17 protein-coding genes are annotated in these 23,346 nt (G+C 66.9%); 12 read left to right on the top strand and 5 right to left on the bottom strand.

Features of this window, described 5'->3' with window-relative positions; all coding sequences use genetic code 11:
* The first annotated feature begins 182 nt into the window (after positions 1–182).
* Complete coding sequence (locus MIC98_RS16640; RefSeq protein WP_239737929.1) at positions 183–5,609, top strand: ATP-binding protein; 5,427 nt, start codon at positions 183–185, stop codon at positions 5,607–5,609.
* A 122-nt stretch (positions 5,610–5,731) separates the two neighbouring features.
* Here MIC98_RS16640 and MIC98_RS16635 read toward each other — a convergent pair whose 3' ends face one another.
* On the bottom strand, positions 5,732–6,355 hold the full coding sequence (locus MIC98_RS16635) for a tyrosine-type recombinase/integrase (RefSeq protein WP_239737928.1): 624 nt from the start codon (positions 6,353–6,355) through the stop codon (positions 5,732–5,734).
* A gap of 218 nt (positions 6,356–6,573) precedes the next feature.
* Here MIC98_RS16635 and MIC98_RS16630 point away from each other — a divergent pair.
* A protein-coding gene (locus MIC98_RS16630; protein ID WP_239734866.1) for an IS3 family transposase occupies positions 6,574–7,730 on the top strand; the annotation gives its coding sequence in 2 pieces (ribosomal slippage) (positions 6,574–6,814 and positions 6,814–7,730; 1,158 coding nt in all).
* Between the two features lie 110 nt (positions 7,731–7,840).
* On the opposite strand, the gene MIC98_RS16625 is transcribed toward MIC98_RS16630, so the two are convergent.
* Complete coding sequence (locus MIC98_RS16625) at positions 7,841–8,686, bottom strand: HNH endonuclease signature motif containing protein (protein ID WP_232528824.1); 846 nt, start codon at positions 8,684–8,686, stop codon at positions 7,841–7,843.
* Between the two features lie 733 nt (positions 8,687–9,419).
* Between MIC98_RS16625 and MIC98_RS16620 the strand changes: the two genes are divergently transcribed.
* The 3 genes from MIC98_RS16620 to MIC98_RS16610 all read left to right on the top strand — a co-directional run bounded on the left by MIC98_RS16620 (position 9,420) and on the right by MIC98_RS16610 (position 12,443).
* Complete coding sequence (locus tag MIC98_RS16620; protein ID WP_239737927.1) at positions 9,420–10,340, top strand: MBL fold metallo-hydrolase; 921 nt, start codon at positions 9,420–9,422, stop codon at positions 10,338–10,340.
* A 146-nt stretch (positions 10,341–10,486) separates the two neighbouring features.
* Positions 10,487–11,359: an alpha/beta hydrolase gene (locus MIC98_RS16615; protein ID WP_239737926.1), complete on the top strand. Its 873-nt coding sequence runs from the start codon at positions 10,487–10,489 to the stop codon at positions 11,357–11,359.
* Positions 11,360–11,441: 82 nt separating this feature from the next.
* The gene (locus MIC98_RS16610; protein WP_239737925.1) at positions 11,442–12,443 is read left to right on the top strand and encodes a bestrophin family ion channel; all 1,002 of its coding nucleotides are present in this window, start codon (positions 11,442–11,444) and stop codon (positions 12,441–12,443) included.
* Between the two features lie 11 nt (positions 12,444–12,454).
* Here MIC98_RS16610 and MIC98_RS16605 read toward each other — a convergent pair whose 3' ends face one another.
* From MIC98_RS16605 to MIC98_RS16595, 3 genes are all read right to left on the bottom strand, one after another.
* Positions 12,455–13,342, bottom strand: coding sequence for an RNA polymerase sigma-70 factor (locus tag MIC98_RS16605; protein WP_239737924.1), 888 nt, complete (start codon positions 13,340–13,342; stop codon positions 12,455–12,457).
* Between the two features lie 178 nt (positions 13,343–13,520).
* The gene (locus MIC98_RS16600; protein ID WP_239737923.1) at positions 13,521–13,916 is read right to left on the bottom strand and encodes a cupin domain-containing protein; all 396 of its coding nucleotides are present in this window, start codon (positions 13,914–13,916) and stop codon (positions 13,521–13,523) included.
* Positions 13,917–13,990: 74 nt separating this feature from the next.
* Positions 13,991–14,470 (bottom strand): carboxymuconolactone decarboxylase family protein, encoded by a 480-nt coding sequence (locus tag MIC98_RS16595; RefSeq protein ID WP_239737922.1) that lies wholly within the window; start codon positions 14,468–14,470, stop codon positions 13,991–13,993.
* A gap of 150 nt (positions 14,471–14,620) precedes the next feature.
* Here MIC98_RS16595 and MIC98_RS16590 point away from each other — a divergent pair, with 150 nt between their 5' ends.
* The 7 genes from MIC98_RS16590 to cueR all read left to right on the top strand — a co-directional run bounded on the left by MIC98_RS16590 (position 14,621) and on the right by cueR (position 23,304).
* The gene (locus MIC98_RS16590; protein WP_239737921.1) at positions 14,621–14,875 is read left to right on the top strand and encodes a sigma factor-like helix-turn-helix DNA-binding protein; all 255 of its coding nucleotides are present in this window, start codon (positions 14,621–14,623) and stop codon (positions 14,873–14,875) included.
* On the top strand, positions 14,872–15,906 hold the full coding sequence (locus tag MIC98_RS16585) for a LysR family transcriptional regulator (protein ID WP_057641265.1): 1,035 nt from the start codon (positions 14,872–14,874) through the stop codon (positions 15,904–15,906). Before MIC98_RS16590 ends, MIC98_RS16585 begins: the two co-directional genes overlap by 4 nt.
* Positions 15,907–16,038: 132 nt before the next feature.
* Positions 16,039–16,806, top strand: coding sequence for an SDR family oxidoreductase (locus MIC98_RS16580; RefSeq protein WP_239737920.1), 768 nt, complete (start codon positions 16,039–16,041; stop codon positions 16,804–16,806).
* A gap of 54 nt (positions 16,807–16,860) precedes the next feature.
* Positions 16,861–17,358: an Ohr family peroxiredoxin gene (locus MIC98_RS16575; RefSeq protein ID WP_239737919.1), complete on the top strand. Its 498-nt coding sequence runs from the start codon at positions 16,861–16,863 to the stop codon at positions 17,356–17,358.
* A gap of 186 nt (positions 17,359–17,544) precedes the next feature.
* Positions 17,545–20,199 carry an EAL domain-containing protein gene (locus MIC98_RS16570; RefSeq protein WP_239737918.1) on the top strand — a complete coding sequence of 885 codons (2,655 nt, stop codon included), beginning with the start codon at positions 17,545–17,547 and terminating at the stop codon, positions 20,197–20,199.
* An 82-nt stretch (positions 20,200–20,281) separates the two neighbouring features.
* Complete coding sequence (locus tag MIC98_RS16565) at positions 20,282–22,756, top strand: heavy metal translocating P-type ATPase (protein ID WP_239737917.1); 2,475 nt, start codon at positions 20,282–20,284, stop codon at positions 22,754–22,756.
* Positions 22,757–22,905: 149 nt separating this feature from the next.
* Positions 22,906–23,304 (top strand): Cu(I)-responsive transcriptional regulator, encoded by a 399-nt coding sequence (cueR, locus tag MIC98_RS16560; RefSeq protein WP_239737916.1) that lies wholly within the window; start codon positions 22,906–22,908, stop codon positions 23,302–23,304.
* Positions 23,305–23,346 lie beyond the last annotated feature (42 nt).

Genomic DNA, 23,346 nt, shown 5'->3' with positions numbered 1-23,346 from the left:
CATCGGATAACGATGACGTGGGGGACGGAGCTGGATCTACGCGGCAGTTTGTCTCGCACTGGCAGTTGCATCCGTCGTGGAGCATAGCCGAGTGGCGAACCTCGCCATGGTGGCCGATTGTCGAGCACCTCCGGACGGCATCCAGTCTTGCAGAGCCAGAATTCGAAGAATTCTTTCGCCGATTGGAGCTGATTCATGGCGATCAGGCAGACTTTGCAACACGCTACGGCATTACGGCCCAGTCGCGACCACAGGTAGACTTGATCGCGCAACGATTGCCGAAGCTGGTCGCACGCGTTCCCGAGCAGGACCGATGGACGCGGGAGGAATTCCTCAGGGAAATGGGCTGGCGTGACACTGAGACGCGTCATCGCCATCAGTTCCCGATCGGCATTGCCGTGCAGCGCAATCCGACCTCGGAAATCCAGTTAAGACGAGCGCTGACCGCAACCCCCTCGGGCTACCTGTCGCTCGTCGGCCCACCGGGTTCGGGCAAATCGACTCTGCTCCAGATCGCGCTGGAATCCGAGCTGCAGTTGACTGTTGTCCGCTACCTTGCATTCGTGCCTGGAGCTGCTCAAGGAATCGGCCGCGCCGAAGCGGCCGACTTTCATGAGGATCTGATCGTTGGATTGAGGCGGACTGGCTTACCGGGCGTACGGTTTCGGCGAGAGTCGCCGCAAGACCGTCGAGAGGAATTCGAAGCCCTGCTGGCGGCGGCCGGTCAGCGATTTCAGGAGACGGGTGTTCGAACCCTTATCGTGGTGGACGGCCTGGATCACGTCCCACGCGAAGAGCGTCCTGAGCGATCGTTTCTTTCTGAACTCCCGCTGCCAGCCTCGGTTCCGCAGGGGGTCATCTTTCTACTCGGCACCCAGCGTCTGGACCTTCCCGGGGTCCCGCCTGCGGTTCGAGATCAGGCCGATACGGCGGCAAGACGCGTGGATATGGCCCCGCTTTCGCAGGCCGCGATTTCGTCAATGGCAGACGCCATGGGGTTGCCTGAGTCGGTGCCTAGATCGCGCCTTCGCGAGCTCGCCCACGGTCATCCGCTCGCCACGCACTACCTGATTCAGGCCTTGCTTTCGGCAGAAAACGAGCAAGCGAGAAACTCCATCCTAGATGATGGGTTCGAGTATGCGGGGGATATCGAAGCGTATTACGCGTCTGCTCTACGCGGGCTCGTCGACGACGATGAGGTCATGGACATCCTGGGTCTCGTCGCACTTGCCGAGGCGCCACTGGACTTAAGCCTCCTCGAGCACCTCTACTCACGGGCGGCGCTTGAAAAGGCATGGCGCGCCGCGCGTCACCTTCTGAAGCGTTCTCAAGGTGGCTGGTCGATTTTCCATAACAGCTTTCGGTTGTATGTCGCTCGCGTCCCTCGATTCCGGTTCGGTGAGCCGGATACCGGCTCTTCTTCGCGCCTCTACCGCCGACTTGTTGAGATTGCCGAGCAAGCGGGTCCTGATTCGCCGCAACGCTTCCTAAAGCTGCGCTATCTGATGAGGGTAGGCGAGCATGCGGACGTGCTCGCAGCTGCGACCCCCGCATCCTTTCGCGAGCAGTATCTGGCTGGTCGGTCGGCGTCCGACATTCAAGACGACATCAGGTTGGCCTTCAGTTCCCTCAAGTACATAAGGGATGCGACGGCTGCCTTCAACCTGATTCTTGCGTCCGACGAAATCTCTCGAAGGGCTTCTGCCTTCGAAGACGACCGCGAGACCATCAAAGCCCTGATTGCGTTGGGTCAGGTCGACGAGGCAGAAGCGCTCTTCGACGAGACAGGGGGCGATGGCTACGATGTCGTGGATGCTTGGCAGGACCAAGGAAACATTGAGCGCGCAAGGACGTTGTTCGAGCGCATCGAGCCATTGCACGACCTGGGCTCGGATTCCTCGATGAGCAGTCCGATGACCCGGCAGCGTGAGCTGCAGAAGTGGGCTGCACGCGCTGTCGATTTTCGCAGCTCCAGCGAGATCATGGCTGGTATCAACCGAATTGTTGAGATGGTTCGGCGCGAACGTGATCAATTCAATGACCCAGACGACCTAGGCTGGTCGATCCGTTGGGAGGCAGCGCTTGCCACGGTCACCTCAGATCCCTCGGCGGATATTGACGTGGTGATCGAAGCCTATGAGTTGGAACCATCTGTTCGCGCGACGATGCGGCTGGTTGCAGCTAGGCGCGCTCTTGAGGACGGCGTGCAGGAGCGCGCGACCTCAGCGATTGCTGAGATTGATGACGTCGCAACAGATGCTGCTGAGTTGGCCGAGGTGCCTCGCGGGTTGAGACGTGGCGTGTCACTAATTGCTGCGCGCAGCGGTGCCGTGGGAAGTGCGCAATCCTTAGCGGCCGGGTTGGCGGTTCCAGCCATCGCCGAAATGGACGACTCAACAGACTATGGACTTTCCAAGGACATCCCCCGGGCGGTCATAGAGCATGCCGAACTGGTAACCCTGCTCAATGAGGCTCTACCCACATCTTCCCCATCGAGTAAGCCTCAGCTCGTTCCGCTTCAGCAATTTGCGGAGCACGCTGGCATCCTGGCCGCCCGAAGCAGGCGCGATCCGCAAGGCATGCAGGCTGGTGAAGTTGCACAGGAGTGCGCAGCTTTCGTGCGCTACGTTTGTCGCACAGCTCCGGGTGGGGGTGGCGAATATTTCGTGATCGGCCAGCTGGACAGGGCGGCACCCGGAGTGCTGAGTTCGCTTTTGAAGACTGCGGCACGTATCAGCCGCGACGAATTCGCGCGAGCCATTGAAGCGGTAGACCGGATTCTCGGGGACCACCCGATGGTCCGTGGTCGCACGTTCTCTCTCGAGATGATGATCGCTAAGGCCGTCGCGAATCTGGGTCAGAACGCGGATGACGCGGATCGACGGCTGGATGGTTTGCTCGAGCGCCGCGACCAAGGGACGCCCGGTCAATTCCTGGAGAGCACCGCGCGCCTCGCCGAGGCCTTTGCGCGCGTAGGCCGTCCGGCACGCAGCCAAACCCTTCTGGTGGAGCAGCGAGCGCATACCTTGGGATATGCGCTGCGTGCCAAAAAAGACCCGCAGTACGCGTTCTGGATGACTTTATTACGGAAGGCCAACCAGGCGGATCCAAGTCGGCGCGCTGAGCGAGTTCGCGTGCTGGCGCGACAGGCGATTGGCATGGCCTCGACGGAGGGAAGCGATGCGGCAGGCCGGATCGCACATGGCCTGATTCTTGAGGCTGCCATGGACAGCGCGCAACTCGGCTCGAGTGTCGCTGATGCGCTTCTCGAGGCAGGTCTGATTGAAATGCCTGAAATCGTGGACGCATTGATGGCGGGCATGATCCGGCGCGATCCACGGATCGTCCTTTCGTGCGTGAAGACATGGCTTTCGCTTTGCCTGCCATTCCACCGGGCTGCCTACTACCGTGTATCCGAGGAGGGCAATTTCATTCGCGAGGCGATTCAGACCGCGGGTCCTGAAATTCTGGACGATATCGTGAGATTGCTGCTCGACAGCATCGCGATTCACGCTCAGGTTGATGTTAGGCCGGAGCTCATTGATGCGCTGAAGGCCGCGCTTTCCCTGCGCGGCGCAGACTTGGCTACCGTCGAAGCGGCGAGAGTTCGTATTGCCGGCGACGTGCCGTTGCCAAGAAGTGGAGGCAACTCCCCCATGCGCTACGACGACGCACTAGACATGCGGGAACTGGCGGATAGGTTGCACGCTGACGCTGCTTCAGGCGCCGCCAGCTTCGAAGCCGGATCGGCTTTTCGGCGGCTGGTGTCTGCCTCAGATTTCAACCTCGCACTGGAAGTATTTGATCGCCACCCAAAGATCCAGGAGGACAATCGAGCCAGATTCTCTCTCGTCGACAGAGCCTTGGTGGAGGGGCAGCGAGAGGTCGCCATTCGTTTGACGAATGAATATCAGCCCGATGCCGACCGCAGTTTCAGTTGGTCTTGGATGATGGGTGGTGGACGGCAACGCTACTTCCGTGCCCGCCTGCAATTGGAGGGGGAGAGCGTCTACGAATTGGCTTATGCAAATCTGGCCTCGAGCTTGGCCGCCGGAGACGACGCCACCAATTCGTTACTTTGGGACATCGATGACATCTGGCCACTTCTCGAATCTGCTCCAAACTGGCCTCGCATGTGGGCGTCAGTACAAGACCAGCTGCCACACACTCGTGATTACGCTTTAGGTCGGGATGTCGACCATGAAGATGGATTGTCGGATGCGGCACTGATCGCCAAGCTTTTTCATAAGGTCATATCCCTGCCCGTTTCGGAACTTCAGTGGCAAGCGGGGCGCGGAGCGCTGTCTCTCTCGGCTTCGGACCCGGCCGCCTTTGGGATTCTGATCAATTCTCTGCTGAGTGATTCGGGAGATTCGATCATCAAAGGGCTTCAACTGCTTCGGTCTACAAGCAACGCTGCGCTTCAGGAACAATTTGCCTCACAAATTGGCGATCTGGCAAACGATGACGACTTTGGAGTGCGCATTCTCGCGCGTAAGCTAGCCGAACATTGGGAATTGGAGCTCCGCGTTAGACGCAGCGCAGTACCGGCGTTTTATGGACTTGCCCTTCCTCCGCTTGAGGTGACCGAACGCGATGAAACGCTTCGCGAACGACCTTTCGGTGCGCCCCTCGTATCGGACGCTGTGGCGTGGTGCGCACCTTTCATCGACCTGATCGAGAAGATCGCGTCAATCGCCGGGGTAACCGAGGATCACATTCGCCACCGAGTCCAGCAACTGATAGACGGCTGGGGTGGTGTCCAGGCATTTGGATCGGCAGGCGCTGCTGAGCTCCGGGGAACCCTTCAGAACATGGGTTTGCAGCTGAAATACTTCGCCCCACATTTCGTTGGTGGGTTGCGCGCATTGCGACATGTGGCCGGCGAGTTGGACGGCTCCGGCCGAATCGACACCGAGGAAGTCGATTCACTGCTCGGCGACTTCGCGATTTCCCCGAAGTGGATGCGGAGTGCGATCGATCGAAGGCCGGAGTTTGTGGTCCGACCAGTACTGCCGCGCGGCTTCAGCGCGGAGGAAGAGGCTTGGCTAGCCCAAGTGGAGGAAGACCTCCCTGCCGCAGGAGGTGCCGAAACCGTCTTGGCGGAGCTGACCCACTTCCAGGGGCGATCCAGTTTCACGGCCTACGAGTGGAGTCGGATGCGCCTTCTTGGGACGAGGCTTCCTCCCGGTCGGGACCCCGTGTCGCTATTCGAGCGCCTGCCCGACTCTGGCTTTCCAGTCCGCGCCGTTACTCACCGAGGCCTTGCATCACTGCCGCGCTTTGAGTTGACACTCGATCCGGGCCTAGCCAATCGATTGGGGTGGCAGGCGGCAACGGACGGTACATCACGATGGTTCGATGCCAATGGCCAATTGGTGGCCACTGCGTATTGCTGGCGAGACGGTGGTCCGGACGGGCAAACGCACGGGGATTGCCTGCATGGCGACGGGGCGGCGATTGCGCTGACCGATGCCGGCCGCACGCAACTCGAAGAGTTGGCCGGACCCCTTCGCGTCGAGACCGTAGCTCGGCGTGCTCGATCACATAACGCGCAGAACCAAGAACGATTCGCTGCTTCGAGGACGCATGACGGGGTCCCAGAATAGTGCCGTCCAAGGCGCCGCTGGCTTTCGGAAGAAACCGTGCGGCCTTTTCGGTAGGACCTGATCGAGTGACGGCTCCTGGCCGCTCCTCGACCCTCAAAGGTCGAGGAGCGAGCCTTATGGCTTCAGACATCCGTTTGTTCGGCGATCTCCAGGGCATCATCAACCTCGATGCCCAGGTAACGCACGGTGCTTTCTAGCTTCGTGTGTCCAAGCAATAGCTGGACCGCTCTGAGATTTCGCGTCCGGCGATAGATCAACGAAGCCTTGGTCCTGCGCATCGTGTGTGTGCCGTAGGAGCCCGATTCGAGGCCAGCGTCTTCCACCCAACGATGGACAATCCTGGCGTACTGCCTCGTCGAAAGGTGACATGAGTCCGAAACTCGGCTGGTGAACAGGAAATCCGAGGACTTGAGTTCGGCATGGGTAATCCAAGCCTGCACGGCCTCGCGAGTCGATTGGGTAATCTCGAACTGGACGGGTCGCCCCGTCTTTTGTTGCATCACCATGGCGCGCGCCGCCATCTGCCCGCCATGGGAGACATCCGATACCCGGAGCTTCACCAAGTCGCAGGCACGGAGCTTGGAGTCGATTGCGAGGTTGAATAGGGCGAGGTCGCGGATATTGTGGTTCAGCTGCAACCTAATTCGGATGGCCCAGATGTCTTTCAGCTTCAGCGGGGCCTTCTGGCCTATCAGCTTTCCCTTGTTCCAAGGTTCGCGGGGCGGAGATGTGTTAAGAATTGCCATGACCAACTCCTTGTGAAGGGGTTGGTCAGCGTTCTCCTACGTCCAGAAGCTTGGCGTGATGCGACTCGCGTCAAACGTCCGGTTGTGGCCGAGAGCGGACGCACCACCTCATACTTCCAGGCTTTTGGGCCTTTTCTGGCTCATGGGGACTGACTCGGGGTTCACCCCCGTTTTCACGGACACTTACGAGAAGGCCGATCGAGGCCTGAGGAGTGTTCATGTCGAAGCGAAGGAAGTTCAGCGCCGAGTTCAAGCGCGGTGCTATTGAGCAGGCCAGCCAGCCGGGTGTGAGCTGTGCCCAAGTGGCTCGGGAGTTGGGGATCCGCGACACCCTGTTGACCCGCTGGAAGCGGGAAGCCCAGAGCCAGGGGGTGGTGGCTTTCGGCGGCAGCGGGACGCCCCGGGACGAAGAGCTGGCCCGCCTCAAGCGCGAGCTGGCCCGGGTGAGGAAGGAACGGGATTTTTTGCGAGAAGCGGCGACGTTCTTTGCCAAGGGATCATCCTGAGGTATCAGGTGATCGAACGTTGCCGCGACGCGTTTCCGGTTCGACTGATGTGCCGCTGCCTGAAGGTGTCGGCCAGCGGTTACTACGACTGGAGCCAGCGACTGCCCAGCGCCCGACAGCGCGACAACCAGCGCCTGGCCGCGCGAATCCGCGAGATGCACGAGGACAGCCGTGGCACTCTCGGCGCCGGTCGCATGCACGAAGACCTGGTCGATCAGGGCGAGTCGGCCAGCTTGAACCGCGTGGCGCGACTGATGGCGGCCGAGGGTTTGCAGGGCTGGCCGCGCCCGAAGCGGCGCGGTCAGCGCGGACGGCCGGCGCTCACGCCTCCGGGCGTGCGCAACCTGCTGGAGCGGGACTTCACCGCACTGGAGCCGGAGACCAAATGGGTCACCGACATCACTGAGATCAAAACAGGACAAGGCAAGCTGTATCTATGCATCGTGCTGGATTTGTTCGACCAGCGCGTGGTGGGTTGGTCGATGCACCACAGGCAGGACCGGCACATGGTGATCCGGGCGGTGCAGATGGCGGTATGGCAGCGGCAAGGCGCGGAGCCGGTGATCCTGCATTCCGATCGCGGCAGTCAATTCCGAAGCGGCGACTACCAGCGGTATCTGTCGAGAAACGGCCTGGTCTGTTCGATGAGCGCGGTGGGACACTGCGGCGACAACGCGGCCTGCGAAGGGTTTTTCGGCGTGCTCAAGCGCGAGCGGATCTACCGCACGAAGTACCTGACACTCGATGCAGCGAAGACTGATGTGTTCGAATACGTCGAGCGGTTCCATAACCCGAGGATGCGGCGAAGAGTCGCCAGGCGCGATCGGGAGTTCCAAGCTCTTTCACAACCGTCCGTGATTTCGGGGTAGAACCCTCCAGCGGCCGCTCGTTGCCGTTGTAACGCGCCAGGTGGACCTTGGCCTTTGACGCGTCAAACACGGGCTGCCACACCTTGAGCAGGTCGAAGAGTCGCATCGGCTTATAGCCCCGAGTGGCGAGCCTGGCACCGTGCCGCGTGATCGGCCAGATGAGCCGCGTTGGGGCGGTGGGCCCGTGAAGCGGGCAAGGCCAGTGCCTTGCCCTGCAAGCCGGCGTAGTCGGTGGTGAGTAGGGACGGCGCCAAGGCCACCGTATGCACGGGGGTGATCCACAGTAGTTGGCAATCGAAGAGCGTGTGGAGGTCGGCGCGCAGCAGAAGGCCGTTATCTACCCGGTTGCTATGTGTGCCCTTGTAGGGCAGCACGTGCGCGGCTTCCAGCACCTCAAGCGCCGAGCACCCGGTGATGGCGCAGCGACCGCCGTAGGCGTCCAGCAGCTTCGCGCGGAACAACGGCTGGCCGCGGCGCTGGGCCACGGCGCGCATCGCCCAAACGCGGGCGTCGTGGTCGCTATCCACTGGAGCGGCGAACGCCCCCGCTTGCGCATCTGCCTCCACCTGCCCCTGGTCATGGATGACCAGGGGCAGGACCTTCCACTTTCCGTCGCCACCCTTTTGCAGGGCTACGTGCCCGTGATCCGCTGGATTGAACAGCACGTAGCGGGTGCGCCGCGGCGGGCCGGGATCGACCAGTTTGAACAAGCGGTCGTGCGGGTGATCCTGGTCACTTCGCCAGTTCGTGCGCGAGTAGTTGTAGTGCACTCGACTGGGCGAGTTGACCGTGAACAGCTCCAGGTCGGCGCGGGCGTTGCCCAACGGGTCGTGAGGGTGGTGCGACAGGTCCCACTCCTCAACCTCGGCCAGCGACGCGCTGCCCAACGCCTCAATGGCGTCGACGGCTCGCCAATACTTGACGCCATCGCGTCCCGGCTTCTGTGTGGCGGCCATCGGCTACGTCCCCTGTCCAATTGTCCCCACGGCCCATGGGGGTGAGCCCCAAGCGCGGCACGATGAAGAAGACTGGAATAGTACTTTCCTGTACAGCGTGGGACCATTGCTCCACGGCTCACAGCGATCGTCAGGCTTCGAATCCAGTCCCCTTCTGGCGAATGTGAGTAACGCTGCGAGTAACCGCGGCGGGCCGTCAGAGAGAAGTTCTTCCCCAGCAATCTCTTGGGTGACGAATGTGATTGCTGGTGGGGCAACACAAGGTTGCATTCGTGCCGCGCAACGCAACCTGCGCATTCCGGCAACCCGCAGTGGCACTTGCCGACCATCAACGTGCACGAGCCTTCATTGCGATGGCCATTCTCATGATCGTCGTACCCGGGTTGATCGGCGCACCAATGCCGTCTTGAGCGATTTGCGTCACGCGGCACGTCCGGTTTTCCCGCCATTGCTGCGCAACGGGCAACACCGTGAGCCCGCCCACGGGTCTACTGCCTTTCCCCCGCGTTTCCTACGCTGATTCCACACGGCGCCCTGCCGTGGTCTGAGTCCAACGCCTGTGGCGAGGGACCTCGCCTTCAACCGAATTAGCAGCGCCGTCCTGCCGGGCACTCCGCCTCGCATCGATGTGCCCTGCGCCGGGCGAGGGCGGGCTTCAGAAACGTTCGGGCCACCGGCGACCTGCCAGCCCCGCATTGCTGCCAGCCAGCAGTCATCTCGTGGAGATCTCATCATGTTCAGCCTGGAAAGCACCGCAACTCCCACCGCCACCGCGCTCGACGAACTGGTTCCGTCGCGCTATGCACTGAAGGTCGGCGACATAGACGTGCTGGTAGTCAGCGACGGCGTGTTGCCGTTGCCGACGAAGATGCTCGGCCACAACGTCGAGCCGTCCGAACGCGCGGAGTGGTTCGAGGAAATGTACCTGCCGCAGGACGCGTTCGACTGGGCGTTGAACGTGATGGTGGTGCGCAGCGGCGACCGCACCATCCTGATCGACGCCGGCCTCGGCACGGACCCGGACCTGCAGCTGCCGCGCGCAGGCCAGTTGATCCGCCGCCTGGGCGCATCCGGCATCGACCTGGCCGAGATCACCGACGTGGTGATCACCCACATGCACATGGACCACATCGGCGGCCTGCTGGTGGACGGGGTGAAGGAGCGCCTGCGCCCGGACCTGCGGATCCACATCGCCGCCTCCGAAGTGGAGTTCTGGAAATCGCCGGACTTCACCCGCACCAACATGCCGCAGGGTTTCCCGGATGCGCTGCGCGCCACCGCCACGCACTTCTGGAGCGAATACGGCAGCTTCGTGCATACCTTCGAGGATGAGCACGAGGTGGCACCGGGCGTGACGGTGCGCCGTACCGGCGGGCACACGCCGGGCCACAGCGTGGTGCGGCTGGCCTCCGGTGGCGAAGCGCTCACCTTCGCCGGCGATGCGGTGTTCGCGGTCGGCTTCGAGCAGCCGAACTGGCACAACGGTTTCGAGCATGACCCGGAGGAGTCGGCACGCGTGCGCATCGCGCTGCTGCGGGAGCTGGCGGGGACCGGCGAGATGCTGGTGGCCACCCACTTGCCGTTCCCGTCCATCGGCCGCGTGTCCGCCGATGGCGATGCTTTCCGCTGGGTGCCGGTGTTCTGGGATTTCTGATCGCGCCTACCGGCCGTGCGTGCCTGCTTGCCCCGATGCAGGCACGCCCTTGTCCGAACTCCCACGATCAGCCTTGCGACACCGCACCCCCGTGGTTCCGGTTGGCGATTGCTGGGTTGCCTGTCACTCCCGCAGGAGACAACACCATGAACACCCTTGCCCATACCTCCATCACCACCGCCCGTACGGCCAGCTGCATCACTACCATTGATGGCGTGCAGCTGTACTACAAGGACTGGGGGCCGAAGGACGGCACGGTGGTGACCTTCAGCCACGGCTGGCCGCTCAGCTCGGACAGCTGGGAATCGCAGATGCTGTTCCTGGCCGGCCACGGCTACCGCGTGGTCGCCCACGACCGCCGCGGCCACGGCCGTTCCAGCCAGCCATGGGACGGCAACGACATGGACCACTACGCCGACGACCTGGCCGCGGTGATCGACACGCTGGACCTGAAGGACGCCACCCTGGTCGGTTTCTCCACCGGCGGCGGCGAGGTGGCGCGCTACATCGGCCGCCACGGCACCGGCCGGGTGAAGAAGGCGGTGCTGGTCAGCTCGGTGCCGCCGTTCATGCTCAGGACCGACGACAACCCGAACGGCGTACCGATTGAGGTGTTCGACGGCATCCGCAAGGCGCAACGGGAGAACCGCTCGCAGCTGTACCGGGACATCCCGTCCGGCCCGTTCTACGGTTTCAACCGTCCCGGCGCCGAGGTTTCGCAGGGCCTGATCGACAGCTGGTGGGCGCAGGGCATGCAGGGCGGGCACAAGAACACCTACGACTCGATCGCCGCGTTCTCGGCCACCGACTTCCGCGACGACCTGGAGAAGTTCGACGTGCCCACGCTGGTGATCCACGGCGACGACGACCAGATCGTGCCGATCGACGTGGCCGGCCGCCTGTCCGCCGCGCTGATCGAAGGAGCCAAGCTGATCGTCTATCCGGGCGCACCGCATGGCTTGACCGAGACGCACAAGGAGCGGCTCAACCACGATCTGCTGGCCTTCCTGCGGCCGTGACGCGGTTCCAAGGCGGGTCGGGTCGACCCGAGCTGGTTCGGCGAAGGATCGGGCCCTCCATGCCAACGAGGAGAACGCAGCCATGCATGCTGCAGACACGTGTGTTCCGGGTGACCGCATCCGCTGGACGAAACGCCCGCTGTTGCCGGCCACGGTTTATGCGGCGGCGGTCGTGGTGCTCTACCGCTGGACCGATGGCCAGTGGATCATCCTGCCGTGGAGCCTGCTGACGATGCTGGGGCTCACCCTGGCGGTCAGTGGTGGGTTCAAGGCCGCACGTGGCCATGCGCGTGCAGCCGATGCGCGGCGAGTGTGGGCGTCGATCGCCGCCGCCAGCCGCAGCTGGGCGCTGCTGGTCCGCAGCGCATTGCCGGACGATGCGGCGGCGCAGAAACTGGTCCATCGCCATCTGGCATGGCTGGCGGCATTGCGTCACCAGGTGCGGCCCGACGACGGCCGGGAAGCTGCCGGCCGTGGCATGGAGTACGACCTGGGCTGCCAGGCGCCCGGACAGATGGCGATCCTGAGGCGCGGGCTGGGCCGGCACGTCGATGCGCATGAGCGAAGCTGCATCCTTGCCGCGGACAACATGGCCGGCCAGGTACTGCAATTGCAGGGCGACGCATTGAAGGTGCTGTTGGCCGAGGATCGGTTGCATGCCGCGACGTTCCTGGAACTGCATCGCCTGTTGCATGAGCTGCAGAGGCGGCAGGCCGCCGCCGAGCGCCTGCGGGACGACACCGCCGCCGGCCGCCATGCCATCGTCGATGTCCTGCTGCCGGTCGCTTTCGGGTTGCTGCTGCCCTTCGGCCTGCTCGATGCAATGGGGCCGCTGGTGCTGTTCGACGACGACGTCATCGGCGCCATTGCGTGCTGGGCGATCGTGCCGCTGTCCGCGCTGCTGAGCTGGCTGTACCTGACGCTGGGCGACATGGGCCGCAATGCGGCGTACTGGACCGGCGACGATGCCGATGGCACGTCCATCGCAACAGCCTGTCGCGCGCTGGAGCGGGAATTGGAGATCGCGCCCGGCGTTGCCGCAACCTCCACCCCACCATCGCAGCAGGCGCCGCTCGCGCCATAGCGGCACGGGCGCTACCGGATGCTCGTCACCCGCTGTTCGAGCAGGCGCTGCAGCTTGTGCGGATTGCGCTGCACCAGGACTTCCACGATCCGCTCGCCATCGGTGTCGAAGGCCATCGCCGATTCCAGCATGCCGTCGAAATAGCGCAGCAGGCCCATGCGCCCGTTGAACATCGCCGGCACGATGCGCAGCTGGTCCCGGCGGCGCAGTTGCGGGGCATACAGCAACTGGGCGATGCGCACGCCGCCCCGCAGCGGCTGCGGGAAGCTGGTGACGATGCCGCCGCCGTCACCGACCAGCACCGCCGATTCGGCCATCAAGGTCTTCATCGTCGCGAAGTCGCCGCTGGACACCGCCTCGGCGAAGCGGCGCATCAGCCGCTGGTGCACGTCCTGCGACACGTTGTAGCGCGGCCGTTCCTGGCGCAGCTGCAGGCGCGCGCGGTGCACGATCTGCCGGCAGGCGGCCTCGGTCTTGCCCAGCGTGCGGGCGACGACGTCGTAGTCCTGGTCGAACACGTCGCGCAGCAGGAAGGCGGCGCGCGCGTCCGGCGCCAGCCGTTCCAGCACGTTGAGGAAGGCGAGGGACAGGTCGCTGGCGGTTTCCAGCACGTATTCCGGGGTGGCGCTGTCGTCGATGAGCAGCGGCTCGGGCAGCCACATGCCGACGTAGTGCTCGCGCGCGTGCCGGGCCAGGCGCAGGCCGTCGATGGCGCGGCGCGTGGTGGTGGCGACCAGCCAGGCCTCGGGGTTCGCGATGTCCTCCCGCTCGGCGCCATGCCAGCGCAGCCAGACGTCCTGCACCACGTCCTCCGCCTCGGCCGCGGAGCCGAGCATGCGGTAGGCCACGCCGAACAGGCGCGGACGCAGGCGGGTGAACAGGTCGGTGGGGTCTTCCACGCCAATGCAGACGGATGGGATGCCTGCATTGTGACACCGGCGCCGCCGGCCGCGGTTGCCGATGGGCGGACCCGTGGCGCGATGGGGCCGCGCTGTGCGTGGAGAGGGGAGCCGGGATGGCTGCGGCGGTTGCGCCGCGCTGCGCCCTCCGGAGAGGGCACAGTGCGGCGGGGTTGCCTCAGTGCGGCGGCAGCACCGCCGGCTTGCCGATGTCCTTGAGCAGGAACACGACGAACTTCGCCGGCTCGCTGGCGCTGGCGTTGCGGCCGATGGTGTGCAGGTCGTGCGGGCCCTCGTGGAAGGCCTCACCCGGGCCCAGGGCGACTTCGCGGCCGCCGGCCACGCCCATCACGATATGGCCTTCGAGCACGTAGACGAAGCCGTGTGCATCGTGGCGGTGCACCGGATCGGCACCGCCGGGCGGGTACTCGACGGTGAGGATCAACGCTTCCTTGCCGGGGTAGTCGGGCAGCGCCCGGGTCATCACGTCGTGCACGACCGGCCCGGGCGGCTCGGCGGCGGAACCACCCAGCGGCAGCAGGGCGAGCAGCGTCAGGAAGGGGAGGGAACGCATGGCGGATCTCCTGCAGTGGCCCATCGCGTCGCGGCACGTGGGCGGGATGGAAAGCGGCGCCGGCGCCACCGGCGTCAGGCCAGCCCGGCCTTGTCCAGGCCGAAGGCCTTGTCCAGCGTGCCCGCTTCGGTGCGGAAGGCGACGTTTACGCGGTTCCATGCGTTGATCGCCATCACCGCGTAGGTCAGCTCGACGATCTCCTGCTCGGACAGCTGCGTGCGCACGCGCTCGTACAGCTCGTCCGGCACGCCCTGCGCGGGCAGTTCGGTCAGCACCTCGGTCCACGCCAGACAGGCGCGCTCGCGCGGGCTGAACAGGTTCGATTCGCGCCAGGCGGCGACGTGGTGCAGGCGCAGCGGGCGCTCGCCGCGGATCGTGGCTTCCTTGACGTGCATGTCCAGGCAGAAGCCGCAGCCGTTGAGCTGCGATGCGCGGATGTTGACCAGGTCGTGGATCGTGGCCTCGATCGAGGTGGCGTGGGTGGCCTGCGAGAAGGTGGCCAGCTTCTTGAACAGTTCGGGCGACTGCTTGGCGTAGTCCAGGCGTGCGGTCATGGCGATGGTTCCTTGCGGTTGGGGTGACGGGAGCGGTGCGAGGCTACGGTCGCTCCGCCGCGGCCGGTAGGCCGGCGCGGGGACGCACCGTGGTGCGCGAAAGGCACCAATGCGCTGTCACAGCCGCGGGTGCCCGCCCGTCTGCCGGGCATGGACACCGCATCCGCCCATCGCCATGCCCTGCTGCCCGCCAGCGAGCGCGTCTGGCAGGAATTCCTTGCCGCGCTCGACGAACTGCCACCCGATGCCCGTGCGGTGCTGTTGCTGCACGACGTGCTGGGCGCCGGTTTCGACGACATCGCACCGCTGCTCGGGCTGGAACCACCGGCGTGCCGGCGGCGGCTGCAACAGGCGCGCGCCTGCCTGCGGGCCCATCGCGACCACCTGGAACCGGGAACCCCATGAAATCCACCTCGCAACCCTTCGCGGCCGCCGATGGCCGCGATTCCCTCAACGCCTCGTTCTCCACCAGCTATGCGGGCGTGCTGGCCTTCATCGCGGTGGCCGCGGAAGGCAGCTTCGCGCGTGCCGGCGACCGCCTGGGCATCGGCCGCTCGGCGGTCAGCCGCAGCGTGCGGAAGCTGGAGGACCAGCTCGGCGTGCGGCTGTTCCTGCGCACCACGCGCTCGACCTCGCTGACCGGCGAGGGCGAACTGTTCCTGGAGGGCTGCAGCCCCGGCGTGGATTGCATCCTGCAGGCGCTGGACGAGATGCGTGACCTGCGCGACGGCCCGCCCCGGGGGCACCTGCGCATCAGCGCCACCCACGGGTTCGGGCGCCGGGTGATCGCGCCGCTGCTGGCGGATTTCCGCGACGAATACCCCGAGGTTTCGGTGGAGCTGCTGCTGGACGAACAGGCACCGGACCTGGCCGCCGACCGCATCGACGTCGCCTTCCGCGACGGCCTGCTGGAGGACAGCCAAGTGATCGCCAAGCAACTGGTGCCGATGCAACTGGTGGTGTGCGCCGCGCCGGATTACGCGCGGGCCCGCGGCCTGCCGGCCAGCGTCGAGGAGCTGGCCGCGCACGCCTGCATCGGCCGGCGCCTGCCCGGCGGCCGCCTGCAGCGCTGGGACTTCCGCGTCGATGGCGACGCGGTGAGCCCGCAGCCAGCCACGGCGCTGGTGTTCAACGACGGGGACCTGGTGCTGCAGGCGGTGGTCGACGGGCTGGGCATCGCCCAGCTGCCCAGCTACCAGGCGTGCGAAGCGCTGCGCGCGGGCACCGTGGTCACCTGCCTGGACCGCTATGCGCCGCACGACCGCGGCCATTACCTGTGCTACCTCAGCCGCCGCCAGCTGCCCAGGCGCATCCGCGCGTTCATCGATTTCAGCACCCAGCGCATCCGCGCGCTGGACCTGGACGTGGTCTCGCACTGGGAGGCCCGCCAGCAGGCGGCGGCCCGGGAAGCACCGGCGCAGCCGGCGTGGGCGTGATTGCCATTGGTGCGCACGGGGCAACGCTGCGCGTCCCTGCGCGGGCCTACTGCCGCGGCCGGCGGCTTCCTAGGATGGCTTCCCGCGCCACCGGCACCCCGCGCGGCCTTCCCCACTTTCTGGAGACATGTCATGAAGCTTCTCGTCATCGGCGGCACCGGCCGCATCGGCAGCAAGGTGGTGGAGCGCCTGCGTGCGGCCGGCCATGAAACCGTGGTCGCCGCGCCGTCCACCGGCATCGACGTGCTGACCGGCGAAGGCCTGGATGCGGCCATGACCGGTACCGAAGTCGTGGTGGACCTGGCCAATTCGCCGTCGTTCGAGGACGCGGCGGTGCTGTCGTTCTTCGAGACGGCCGGCCGCAACATCCTCGGCGCCGCGGCGCGGGCCGGGGTGCGCCACCACGTCGCGCTGTCCGTGGTCGGCACCGGCAAGCTCGCCGCCAGCGGTTACTTCCGCGGCAAGATCGCGCAGGAGCGGCTGATCCGCGAGGCGGGCATCGCCTACACCATCATCCACTCGACCCAGTTCTTCGAGTTCCTGCCGGGCATCGTCCAGTCCGCCGATGACGGCGGCCCCCTGCGCCTGCCGACCGCGCTGGTGCAGCCGATCGCCGCCGAGGAGGTGGCCGACGCGGTGGCCCGCGTGGCGTTGATGCCGCCGGCCAACGGGGTGGTCGAGATCGCCGGGCCGGAGCGCGCGCCGATGGCCGCGCTGGTGCAGCGCTTCCTCGCCGCCACCGGCGATGCGCGCGAGGTGGTGGGCGATGCGCTGGCGAGCTACTTCGGTGCCCGGCTGCAGGACGACACGCTGGTGCCGGCCGGGTCGGCGTGGACGGGCAAGGTGGGCTTCGAGCAATGGCTGCGGCAGTCCGGCCTGGCGCAGGACCGGGCGGCCTGAGCCGCACATGAGCGCATCCCTGCGCATCCACGCCACCCCCTGCGGGAAGACCCGATGACCGGACTGAAGCCGCCGCCCTCCAGCGTGCTCGACAAATACCACGGCGATGCCGCGCGCCCGCTGTATACCGGCCGGGTGCGGGTGAGCGGAGGCGAGGCGCGGCACGGGCGCGCCTCCGGCGTGGTGCGCTCGGACGATGGCGCCCTTGCCGTCGACCTGCGTCTGCCGCCCGAGCTGGGCGGGCCGGGTGGCGGCACCAACCCGGAGCAGTTGCTGGCGGCCGGTTACGCGGGCTGCTTCCACGGCGCCCTGGTGCTGGTGGCCGCGCGCGCGGGGCTGGTGCTCGACAACCCCGGCATCGAGGTGGCGGTGACCTTCGCCCGCGACCCGGTGGATGGCCTGTACCTGCTGTCGGCGGAGATCGTCGTGTACCTGCCGGGCATGGATGCGACGCTGGCGGCCGAGCTGGTGCGCAACACCGAGCGGGTGTGCCCCTACGCGAAGATGTTCCATCGCGGGATCAACCATGTGGTGCGGGTGGCCGTGGCGTGATCCCGCGCCCCGCGCATCGCCGGTGCACGTTCCGCTTCCATCCCGCCGGATAGGGCGGCGCACCTGCTTCCATGTCCCGCCGCAGTCGCGGCCTGCAGTGGATTGTGCTAACAATCGCGGCGCAGGGTCATCGTGGGGCAGGACCACATGACAGGGGGAGCCGCCGGCATGGATGAAGAAGACACAATGCGAGGGCATGACGGTGTCGCCGCGGGCGTGCCGTCGTACCGCTTCGCCTCGCCGTTGTGGGCGCTGGCGGCGCTGCTGGCCGGCCTGCTGCTGACCGCCGAGCTGGCGCGGCGCGAATGGAAGGTCGAGCACCAGAAGGTCGAATCCCTGCAACGCTCGCTGGCCGACGCCGCGCCGCAGCGGCTGCGCGAATCGCTGGAAAACACCGCGCTGGTGCTGCGCTCGATGCAGACCGTGTTCCTGTCCAGCAGCCAGCCGATGGACCAGGCCGCCTTCACCGACTACCAGCGCAACCTGCGCTCGGGCGACTGGCTCCACGGCTACGTGCTGACCGGCTTCGCCGGCCGCGAAACCGCGCCGGATGACGGGCGCGGGATCTACCGCTACCTGTTCCTCGCACCGCTGCAGGGCAGCGAGGCGCTGCTGGGCTTCGATATCGCCAGCCAGCCGGAGAACATGGACGCGCTGCTGCGCGCGCGCGATGCCGACACCCCGGCGCTGTCGGCACCGTTCACGCTGCTGCAGTTCCGCGACCGTGAAGGGCAGGCGGCGCTGGGCGTCACCGTGCGCCTGCCGGCGTACACGCGCGGCCCGGCGCCGACGACGCTGGCCGAGCGGCAGGCGCGCGAACTGGGCGCGCTGGCGGTCAGCCTGCGGCTGGAGCCGATGGTCGGCAACGCGCTCAAGGGCAGCATCCTCGACCACATGCACGTGGACATCCGCGACGCGGGCGCGGCGCCGGAGCATGCGCAGGTATTCGCCACCGCGCCGCTGCCGGCCGACGATGCCGCCGCCGGCGTGCGGGTGCGCCGCGTCGAGTTTGGCGGGCGTACGTGGGAGCTGCGGCTGTGGCCGCGCGCGGAGCTGGGCAACTGGACGCAGCTGTGGCTGATCCTCGCCTCCGGCAGCGCGATCAGCGTGCTGCTGGCGCTGTTCCTGTGGTCGCAGGGCGCCACCCAGCGCCGCGCGGTGGACCTGGGGCGGAAGATGAGCGCGCGCTTCGGCGAGAGCGAGGCCCGCTTCCGCGTGCTCAACGAACTGCTGCCGGCGCTGGTGCTGCTGGCCGGTGCCGGCGATGGCCGCATCATCCACGCCAACCACGCCGCGCGCACCCAGCTCGGGCGCGTGGCCGGGATGCGGCTGGACGCGTTGTTCGCCGACCCGGCGCTGGGCGCGCAGGCGCTGGCCGCCGTCGCCGACGACGGCCATTGGGACAGCCGCGAGGCGGTGGTGCTCAACGGCATCGGCGCCGGCCTGTGGGTGCATGCCGCGCTGGCGCGGGTGGAAGTGGACGCCGCGCCGCACCTGCTGATGGTCGCCACCGACACCAGCGCGCAACGGGAAATGACCGAGCGCCTGCGCTACCAGGCCACGCACGACGAACTCACCGGCCTGTGCAACCGCCGCGAGTTCGAGCGCCAGCTGCGGCAGGCGCTGATGAACCGTGCCGGGCGTCTGGCGTCAGAGCCGTTCGCGCTGATGTACATCGACCTGGACCAGTTCAAGATCATCAACGACCTGTCCGGGCACATGGCCGGCGACCAGTTGCTGGTGCAGCTGGGGCAGGCGATGCGCGGCGGCCTGCGCCACGGCGACCTGCTGGCGCGGCTGGGCGGCGACGAATTCGGCCTGCTGGCCTTCGACGTCGATGCGGTGCAGGCGCTGGCGCTGGCCGAGCAGGTGCGCTGCTGCATCGAGCGCTCCACCTTCATGTGGCAGGGCCGTACCTATACGGTCAGCGCCAGCGTCGGCGTGGTCATGGTCGACCGCGACGGGCGCACCCTCAAGGACCTGCTGGCCTGGGCCGACAGCGCCTGCTACCTGGCCAAGGACGACGGCCGCAACCGCGTCCGCGTGCACGGCGACGACGATGACGCCACCCGGCGCATGGGCGAGATGGAATGGGCCAACCGCCTGCGCTGGGCGCTGGAGCAGGACCGGTTGCTGCTGGACTACCAGGAAGTGGTGCAACTGGATGGCACGCTGGCGCCGGCCACCCACGTCGAGCTGCTGCTGCGCATGCGCGACGAAAGCGGCGGCGTGGTGTTGCCGGGCGCGTTCCTCGGCGCGGCCGAACGCTACGGGCTGATGCCGGCGGTGGACCGCTGGGTGATCCGCACCGCGCTGTCCAACTTCGCCCGCCTGCACCCGTGCGGCGACACGCTGGCGACCTGCGCGATCAATCTTTCCGGCGCCAGCATCGAGGACGAAGGGCTGGCCGACTTCATCCTCGACACCCTCGAACGCCACGCGGTGCCGCCGCGCAAGGTCTGCCTGGAGATCACCGAGACGGTGGCCGTGCGCGACCTGCTGCGGGTGGTGCGGATGATCGAGCGCCTGCGCGCGGCCGGCTGCCGCATCGCGCTGGACGACTTCGGCGCCGGCATGGCCTCGTTCGGCTACCTGAAGAACCTGCCGGTGGACGTCATCAAGATCGACGGCAGCTTCGTGCGCAACCTCGACAGCGACCCGATGAACCGCATCATCATCGACGCGGTGGCCCGCATCGGCCACCAGCGCGGCGCCAAGGTGGTGGCCGAATGGGTGGAGGACGCGCGTTATCTGGAGGTGCTGCGCGCGCTGGGCGTGGACTACGCGCAGGGGTTCGCCCTGCACCGCTCCGAGCGCGTGCTGTTCCAGCGCACCCCGTAATGGCGTTGCCGATGGGTTGTTGACCTTCCCATGATGGGAAGCTTTATGGTGGCCGCCATCACGAATGCCTGCTGGTGAGCCGATGACATTCCCGAACAATCCGCTACCCGCCGCCGGTGGCCCGACACAGGAACTGGCGATTCTCGGCATGACCTGCGCCTCGTGCGTGGGCCGGGTGGAGCGCGTGCTGGCCGCGGTGCCGGGCGTGGCGCGGGCCAGCGTCAACCTCGCCAGCGGCCGCGCCACGGTGCAGGGCGCGGGCGTGGACCGGCAGGCGCTGGTGCGCGCGGTGGAGAAGGCCGGCTACGAAGTGGCGGCACCGGCGCCGTTGGAACTGGGTATCGATGGCATGACCTGCGCCTCCTGCGTCGGCCGCGTCGAGCGGGTGCTGGCGAAGGTGCCCGGCGTGCAGTCGGCCAGCGTCAACCTCGCCAGTGGCCGCGCGCGGGTGCTGGGCGATGCCAAGCTCGATCCGGCCGCGCTGGTCGCCGCCGTCGCCAAGGCCGGCTACGCGGCGCGGCTGCTGCAGGCCGCCGGCGACGACGCTGCGCAGGTGCAGCGCCAGGCCGATGAACTGCGCGGCCTCAAGCGAGACCTGCTGCTGGCGGCCGCGCTGACCCTGCCGGTGTTCGTGCTGGAAATGGGCGCGCACATGGTGCCGGCCTTCCACCACTTCATCGCCACCACGCTGGGCACGCGCAACAGCTGGCTGCTGCAATGCGCGTTGACCACGCTGGTGCTGCTGTTCCCCGGCCGCCGTTTCTACCGCGCCGGCATTCCCGCGTTGCTGCGCGCCGCGCCGGACATGAACTCGCTGGTCGCGGTCGGCACGCTGGCGGCTTATGGCTATTCGCTGGTGGCCACCTTCCTGCCGCGGCTGCTGCCGGCCGGCACGGTCAACGTCTACTACGAGGCGGCGGCGGTCATCGTCACCCTGATCCTGTTCGGGCGCCTGCTCGAAGCGCGGGCCAAGGGCCGCACCTCGGAGGCGATCAAGCGCCTGCTCGGCCTGCAGCCGCGCACCGCGCGGGTGCGCCGCGCGGGCGGCACCGTGGAGGTGCCGCTGGCGGAGGTGGCGGTGGGCGAGGTGGTCGAGGTGCGCCCGGGTGAGCGCATCGCGGTGGATGGCGAGGTGGTCGATGGCGACAGCTACGTAGACGAATCGATGATCAGCGGCGAACCGGTGCCGGTGGCCAAGGCCGTGGGCACCGGCGTGGTCGGCGGCACCGTCAACCAGACCGGCGCGCTGGGCGTGCGCGCCACCGCCGTGGGTGGCGCCACCGTGCTGGCGCAGATCATCCGCATGGTGGAGCAGGCGCAGGGCGCCAAGCTGCCGATCCAGGGCCTGGTGGACCGCATCACCATGTGGTTCGTACCGGTGGTGATGGCGCTGGCGCTGCTGACCTTCGCCACGTGGTGGCTGTTCGGCCCGTCGCCGGCGCTGAGCTTCGCGCTGGTCAACGCGGTGGCGGTGCTGATCATCGCCTGCCCGTGCGCGATGGGTCTGGCGACGCCGACCTCGATCATGGTCGGCACCGGCCGCGGCGCCGAGCTGGGCATGCTGTTCCGCAAGGGCGAGGCGTTGCAGCTGTTGAAGGAAGCGGCGGTGGTGGCGGTGGACAAGACCGGCACGCTGACCGAAGGCCGGCCGGTGCTGACCGACCTGCACGTGGCCGGGGGCTTCACCCGCGAACAGGTGCTTGCCGGCGTGGCGGCGGTGGAGGACCGCTCCGAGCATCCCATCGCGCGCGCGATCGTCGATGCCGCGCGGGAGGATGGGCTGGCGTTGCCGGTGGTGCAGGCGTTCGAGTCGGTCACCGGCTACGGCGTGCGTGCACAGGTGGCGGGCGTGCGCGTGGAAGTGGGCGCGGACCGCTTCATGCACAAGCTCGGGCTGGACGTGGCGGTGTTCGCCGATGCCGCGCAACGATTGGGCGAGCAGGGCAAGACGCCGCTGTACGCCGCGCTCGACGGCCGGCTGGCAGCGATCATCGCCGTGTCCGATCCGATCAAGCCCGACACCGCCGCGGCCATCGCCCGGCTGCACGCGCTGGGCCTGAAGGTGGCGATGGTCACCGGCGACAACCAGCGCACCGCGCAGGCCATCGCGCGCCAGCTCGGCATCGACGACGTGGTGGCCGAGGTGCTGCCCGAAGGCAAGGTCGATGCGGTACGGCGGTTGAAGGCTGAGTACGGCCGGCTGGCCTATGTCGGCGACGGCATCAACGATGCGCCGGCACTGGCCGCGGCCGACGTAGGCATGGCCATCGGCACCGGCACCGACGTGGCGATCGAAGCGGCCGACGTGGTGCTGATGTCCGGCAGCCTGCAGGGCGTGCCCAACGCCATCGCGCTGAGCCGCGCGACGCTGCGCAACATCGGCCAGAACCTGTTCTGGGCGTTCGCCTACAACGCCGCGCTGATCCCGGTCGCGGCCGGCGTGCTGTACCCCGCGTGGGGCGTGCTGTTGTCGCCGGTGTTCGCCGCCGGGGCGATGGCGCTGTCCTCGGTGTTCGTGCTCGGCAACGCGCTGCGGCTGCGCAGGTTCAAACCGTAACGATGGCTCTGAACTCTCCCGCCCTTTCGCGCGGAACCGCGAACAGCGTAGGTCGGGGTTACACCCCCGACGCGGCTTTACCCGGGGCAATGAACGTCGGGGGCGTAGCCCCGACCTACGCAATGCAAGAGACAACGATGGAAGACGCCATGAACATCGGACAGGCGGCCACGGCCACCGGCATCTCGGCCAAGATGATCCGCTACTACGAGGACGCCGGGCTGGTCGGCCCGATGGCGCGCACCGCCGCCGGTTACCGCGTCTATGGCCCGCGCGACATCCACACCCTCGGCTTCATCAAGCGTTCGCGCGACATGGGTTTCAGCGTGGAGCGTATCGGCGAGCTGCTGGCGCTGTGGCGTGACCGTTCGCGGCACAGCGCCGACGTCAAGCGCATGGCGCTGGAACACGTGGCGGTGCTGCAACGGCGCATCGCCGAGCTGCAGGACATGGTGCAGACCGTGCAGGCTCTGGCCGACTGCTGCGCCGGCGACGAACGGCCGGATTGCCCGATTTTGCGCGGCATCGAGGGCGGAGGTGGTCTGTAGGAGCGCACCTTGGTGCGCGATGAAGCGTTACCGACAACCCGG

Source organism: Stenotrophomonas sp. NLF4-10 (genome assembly GCF_022359915.1).
Classification (GTDB): Bacteria; Pseudomonadota; Gammaproteobacteria; order Xanthomonadales; family Xanthomonadaceae; genus Stenotrophomonas; species Stenotrophomonas daejeonensis.
The sequence above is the reverse complement of the archived record's forward strand: the minus strand, read 5'-3'. Positions and strand labels throughout refer to the sequence as shown.